The sequence below is a fragment of the Vibrio sp. OPT46 genome, assembly GCF_015163535.1.
GTDB lineage: Bacteria > Pseudomonadota > Gammaproteobacteria > Enterobacterales > Vibrionaceae > Vibrio > Vibrio alginolyticus.
Genome location: NZ_JADDYG010000244.1, coordinates 151,408 through 157,590, shown reverse-complemented (window position 1 = coordinate 157,590; position 6,183 = coordinate 151,408). Strand labels below are relative to the sequence as shown.

General features: G+C 45.2%; 4 protein-coding genes and 1 pseudogene. 2 read left to right on the top strand and 3 right to left on the bottom strand.

The window, feature by feature from the left end:
* A partial coding sequence (locus tag IQR33_RS10845; protein ID WP_193843697.1) for a substrate-binding domain-containing protein occupies positions 1-467 on the bottom strand: 467 nt, incomplete at its 3' end.
* Positions 468-733: 266 nt separating this feature from the next.
* On the opposite strand from IQR33_RS10845, the gene IQR33_RS10840 reads away from it, so the two are divergent.
* Complete coding sequence (locus tag IQR33_RS10840) at positions 734-1,087, top strand: DUF3024 domain-containing protein (RefSeq protein ID WP_017635751.1); 354 nt, start codon at positions 734-736, stop codon at positions 1,085-1,087.
* Between the two features lie 33 nt (positions 1,088-1,120).
* On the opposite strand, the pseudogene IQR33_RS10835 reads toward IQR33_RS10840, so the two are convergent.
* Together IQR33_RS10835 and rnb are read right to left on the bottom strand one after the other, a co-directional pair.
* Positions 1,121-1,931 (bottom strand): annotated as a pseudogene (locus tag IQR33_RS10835) (helix-turn-helix transcriptional regulator).
* 71 nt (positions 1,932-2,002) lie between these two features.
* A complete protein-coding gene (gene rnb / locus IQR33_RS10830; RefSeq protein WP_053350659.1) occupies positions 2,003-4,006 on the bottom strand; it encodes an exoribonuclease II in 2,004 nt (667 codons plus the stop codon).
* A gap of 413 nt (positions 4,007-4,419) precedes the next feature.
* Here rnb and IQR33_RS10825 point away from each other — a divergent pair.
* Positions 4,420-6,183, top strand: a 1,764-nt coding sequence (locus IQR33_RS10825; RefSeq protein ID WP_228013846.1) for a DEAD/DEAH box helicase, incomplete at its 3' end; no start/stop codon positions are given.

The window sequence follows — 6,183 nt, the reverse complement described above, 5'->3', positions numbered from 1 at the left end:
AGCAAGCTTTCGAAGCTGTAACGTGAACCTGAAGACGCTTCTCTAGTAACCACCGCGATAGGCTGATCTGCGCCCCCGACCTCTTTCCAATTCTTAATCTTACCTTTGTAAATATCAAACAGCTGTTGCTGAGAAAGGTTTTCTACAGAGTTGGTACGGTTTACAACAACAGCGAGGCCATCATAAGCGATAGGGTATACATTGAGATCTTCACCTTTTTCGCTTTCAGTCAGATAGCGAGAGCTCATGCCTATTTCGGCTACTCCTTTATTGACCATGGTGATACCAGCACTCGAACCAATGCCCTGAACAGCAACGTAATCGTCTGGGTGTGTTTTGTTGTATTCCTCAGCAAGTACATCCATCACACGAGCAACCGACGTTGAACCTGAGATGTTGATTTCTTTTGCAATGGTAGGGAGGGAGACTGCTATGGCCAATAACGTCGCCACAGTAAAACGTAACATATTAAACTCCATATACGGGATAAAGCAGAGTTTATGATATTGCGTTCAGGTTACACTTTTGTGAACTGTTAGCGCTAAACAAAGGAATTGTTTCTAGTCAAGAGGTGATGGAGCTAGCGTTTCCAAGTGGATTGAGATGATAATCTGGGCAAATGATAATATAGCTATCTTATACTTGAGTTAGGTAGATAACTACCATCGGTGATGATGTAAAGGTTATATACTAGGATCGACAGCTCTAACTATCATCCATCGGGAGAACGTTGATGTCAGTGTCCCAAATGGCGACAAGTCGTTTATACAAATCAGTTCAATCGCTCTGTTCTGCGCGTAATGCTAACTTGCCTGTCGAACAGGGCAAGTGCCTCTATGAGCTAGTAGAAAATGGCGTTGAGCTTCATCGGGCGCATTTTCTCCTCGACTCCCAGCATAGCGAGTATACTTCTCCCGTCGCGAAGATCATGTTTGATGAGGACAACCAACTTTGGTATTTCTATGTTCCCACATATCACAACGAGCTGTTAAGGTGGGTGCCTTATAAGCCACTTCCATTTAGCCGAATGCTTGAGGACTTACTCAACGAGTTGGAGCGCGATCCTCAAGCGTGTTTTTGGGAATAGGGCGAGCCCAACGGATGCGAATGCCGACATGATTTATACTTTAGGCCTAACAACTTGGTTTCTAAAGTCTTTGGGGGGTCATGTTGTAAACGGATTTAAATGCTGTACTGAAATGCGCTGCACTTTTAAAACCAGACTCAAACGCTATTTCTGTTATTGATTTTTCTGACTTGCGCAGTTGGGTTGCTGCGAAGTTTATCCGTTTCACCTTTAATATCTGAGAAAACGAAAGATCATCTGCGGCGAGGCGACGTTTTAAGGTCGCGATGGACATGCTCATATGAGCCGCTAAGCCTTCTAGCGTGATGTCTTTTTCAATATTACCCTCAATGTACTTAATGGCTTTTTGAGAGTCGCTCAGGCTACTTGCATCATCTATGATAGATAGAATGTTTGGCTCTACCTCAACCATCAACGACAGCAATGCCATTGCGATATGGCTTTGTGTGTAGTCTGGAGCGTTGCGACTCGCTAACTTAACCAACATGTCCTTCAATTGTGCTACTTCGCTACTGGATTGCGTTGAAAAAGGATAGAAGCGCCTTTCTTCCGTTTTGGAACGTAGCATCGGGTGCGCTTTCTTAAAGTCACAGAATATGTTTGGGTTGAAGACCAAAGCCAATGCTTTAAAGCCTCCGTCACTAGAGACGGCTTCTGCACTGCTCAGATCTGCGGAGTTATAGAGTGTGAAATCTCCGGCTTTAAGTTCAAATTGCTCGCCATTAGGTTGATGAACTAATAGGGCACCTTCTTCAACAATATATAACCCATTATGTGTTGCAGTGTAACGCTCACTTTTGCGCGCAGTGAAGTGATTAAAGCGAATGATCTCAATGTTCGGCATACTCTTTCTTATCGTTTTACATAACAAATAAAAAAGGCGCTCAATAGAGCGCCTTTTAACTTCATTCGGTATTACTCACTTACAGTCTGTTCTGTTTGTGCTGCTGGTTGTTCAGCGAATACCTGGGTTGGCTTTGCAACTAAACTGCGGTTTTCTTGGTTTACGTCCGTAAGGACAATTTCCAATGTATCCCCAAGTTTGTATACGACCTCTTTATCGATAGAGATGGTACCGTTGTCGCCATTGCACTCAATTCTTTCTTTATTATCAAGAATTAGTGCACCAGGAATAAAGGCTGCTGCGCCATTTTCGAGAAGTCGGACACGTGCGCCTGCACGATTAATATCGAAAATCTCACCTGTGAAACAAGTTTTCTTACTCGGCTCATCAGCAAGCGTGCGTGCATATAGCCAATCTGAGACATTTCGCTCAGCGATTTTATGATGTTTACGATGTAGAGCTAGCTCTTCGCCTACTTGGTCATCTGGTTTTTGTACGGGTTCTTTACCAAGGATGACGGCCTTCAACATACGGTGGTTGATCATATCACCGTATTTACGAATTGGTGATGTCCAAGTTGCATAGATGTCTAAACCCATTGCGTAATGAGGCAGAGGCTGATTACCCACCTCACTGTATGCTTGGAACTTACGAATGCGGTTATCTAGATAAGACGTTTCTTGAGCTGCCAACCAGCGGCGCAACGCAGCAAAGCCTTCTAGCGTAGCAATAGACTCCGCTGTGAACTCCAACTGGCCTTCTGGATTGACAAGTTGAACCACTTCTTCAATCTTCTCGTTCTTGATACCTGCATGCGTATTGAAGACACCTGTTTCAAATTTATCGCGTAATGTACGACCTGCACAGATGTTTGCGGTAATCATGGATTCTTCAACAAGACGGTTTGCACTGCGGCGCATGTCTGCGTGGATAGCGATTACATCGTTATCTTCACTGAGCTCAAAACGGTAGTCAGGACGATCAGGGAAGACCACTGCGTTTTTCTCACGCCATTCAGCGCGAGCAAGAGAGAACTCATAAAGATCACGAACGATGGTCGCGATCTCTTCAGATGGCTGCCATGCTTCAGAGCTGCCGTTTTCTAACCAATCAGACACGTGATCGTATGCTAGGCGTGCATGTGATTTGATGTTTGCCGCGAAGAATTTAATATCGTCGCCAATCACACCATCTTTACTTACCGTTACGGTACAGCAAATAGCAGGGCGGGTTTCACCTTCAATCAGAGAACATAGGTTGTCCGCTAAATCACGAGGTAACATCGGGATGTTGCGGCCTGGAAGATAAATAGTATAGCCACGCTCACGCGCTACTTTATCCATTTCATCTTCAGGTGTGATGTAGGCGGTTGGGTCCGCAATAGCGATGGTGAGTTCGAAATCGCCAGATACGGTTTTCTTCGCGTACAGCGCATCGTCCATATCTTTAGTCGATTCACCGTCGATAGTGACGAATGGAACATGAGTCATGTCTACGCGTTCTAGCTCCGCGTCGTCTTTCAGTTCCCAGTTATCGATGCCTGCTGGCTCAGAGTTTGGTAGATCGTTTTGAGCAAGCGTTACCCACCAAGGCGCAATTTTATCATTCGCGTCAGTGATTTTTTCAGAAATTTCTACGAAGAAAGAGTTATCGCCTTTTAGAGGGTGGCGAATAAGATGTGCGACAACCCAATCACCTTCGGCGAACTCGTCAGGTTTTAGACCTTTCTTTAGTTTCGCTTTAAGAGATAGCTTTTTAAGCTGTGGGTGATCAGGTGCTACGTTGAGCTTGCCTTTGAACATTTTTACTCGACCAATAAAGCGAGTCACGGCTTGTTCCAGCAGCTCTTGTGGCTCTGCAACTTCGCGTTCATTTTCGGTGCGGATAATGGCGATGACTTTGTCACCGTGCATGCACTTTTTCATGTACGCAGGCGGGATGAAGAAGCTCGTCTTACTATCCACTTCCAAAAAGCCAAAGCCTTTATCTGTGGCTTTTATTGAGCCTTCTTTTTTAGGCAGGTTTTCTTGGATTTGCTGCTTAAGCTGAGCGAGTAGTGGGTTATCTTGAAACATCTTTTCTTAAATTACCTATGGAGTTGGGCACACTATAATCATTGCGAGCTATTATTACTACCTGTGGAGCGTAATTTCGCCGTGAATTTTGCCAATTTAACCACGAGAAATTGGCTTAAATATTGATGAAATTCTCATCTGTGAGTTACGCGAATCTACGGGGAATGGTAGGGTTGGTGGAAAAATATGCTAAAAATACCATTGTTGAGAATAAATTGTGATGTAATTCAATTTTTTCTGGATTTTTTTATGCTTTTAAGGAATAATCCGCCTCCCTTAGTCGTCCCTAATGGCTTATCGCGGTTGTGTACTGTGCTGTGTTCCCGTCTGAATGGAATCAGTATCTGGATGGATCAGTATCGAATTGGAAGAGCATATGGGACTGTTTTTTTGTTTAATTAAGTAGGATCCCAATGCAAGATTCTGTTATTCAATTCAGTGATTTATCTCTGAATGATTCTATCCTTTCTGCTCTAGACGGAATGGGTTTCGTGTCACCAACTCCAATTCAGGCTGCGGCAATCCCACACCTATTGGAAGGTGCTGACGCGCTGGGTAAAGCTCAAACAGGTACAGGTAAAACAGCAGCGTTCTCTCTGCCTCTTCTCAACAAACTCGATCTAAACCAACGCAAACCGCAAGCGATTGTACTTGCTCCGACTCGTGAGCTGGCAATTCAGGTTGCAGCGGAAATGAAAAACCTTGGTAAAAACATCAAAGGTTTGAAAGTTCTAGAGATTTACGGTGGCGCATCTATTGTCGACCAAATGCGTGCTCTTAAAAGTGGCGCTCATGTAGTTGTTGGTACTCCAGGCCGTGTTCAAGATCTTATCAATCGCGAACGTCTACACCTAGACGAAGTTAGTACTTTCGTTCTTGATGAAGCAGACGAAATGCTAAACATGGGTTTCGTAGATGATGTAACTGCGATCATGGAGCACGCTCCAGAGTCAGCACAACGCGTTCTGTTTTCTGCAACTATGCCTCCAATGCTGAAGAAGATCGTTGAACGTTTCCTTCGTGACCCTGTAACGGTTGACGTTGCTGGTAAAAACCACACTGTAGACAAAGTTCAACAACAGTTCTGGGTAGTGAAAGGTGTAGAGAAAGATGAAGCGATGTCTCGTCTTCTTGAAACTGAAGAAACTGACGCGTCAATCGTATTCGTACGTACTCGTCAAGATACTGAGCGTCTGGCTGACTGGCTATCTGCACGTGGCTTTAAAGCAGCTGCACTGCACGGTGACATTCCTCAGTCTCTACGTGAGCGTACTGTTGATCACATCAAACAAGGTGTTATTGACATTCTAGTTGCAACTGATGTTGTAGCTCGTGGTCTTGACGTTCCACGTATTACGCACGTATTCAACTACGACATCCCATTTGATGTTGAGTCATACATCCACCGTATCGGTCGTACTGGCCGTGCTGGACGTAAGGGTAAAGCGATCCTTCTAGTTCGCACTAACCAAATTCGTATGCTTCGCACTATCGAGCGTGTAACTAAGTCATCTATGGAAGAAATCCAACTTCCTCTACGTGACCAAGTTGCTGAAGCTCGTCTAGCTAAGCTAGGCGCTGAGCTTGAAGCAGAGAAAGAGCACAAAGCACTAGACAAATTTGCTGAGTTGGTAGAGAAACTACAAACTTCTCTAGACATCGACCCAGCAACACTTGCTGCTATGCTTCTTAAGCGTCAGCAAGGCAAACGTCCTCTGTTCTACATTGGCGAAGACCCAATGGTTGAAGCAATTGAGCGTGACAAGCAACGTCGTAAAGAGCGCCGTGAAGGTGGTCGCGACGGCGGTCGTAACTTCAACAACCAAGACTGGGATACTTACCAGCTTCAAGTTGGTCGTGAGCAAGGCGTTCAAGTTAAAGACATCGTTGGCGCTCTAGCAAACGAACTAGGTCTAGGTAAAGGTTCTATCGGTGCGATCAAGCTAGCTCAAGGTCACACATTCGTACAGCTACCTAAAGCAATGACTTCAGACGCGGCGAACAAGCTAAGCAAACTACGTATCCGTCAACAAGATGTTGGTGCTGTAGTATGTGACTTCGATGATTTCCGCGAGTCTCGTGGTGGTCGCCGTGACGGTGGTCGTCGCGATGGTGGTCGTCGTGATGGCGGTGGTTACCGTGGCAACCGCGAAGGCGGCAACCGTGGTGGTGATCGT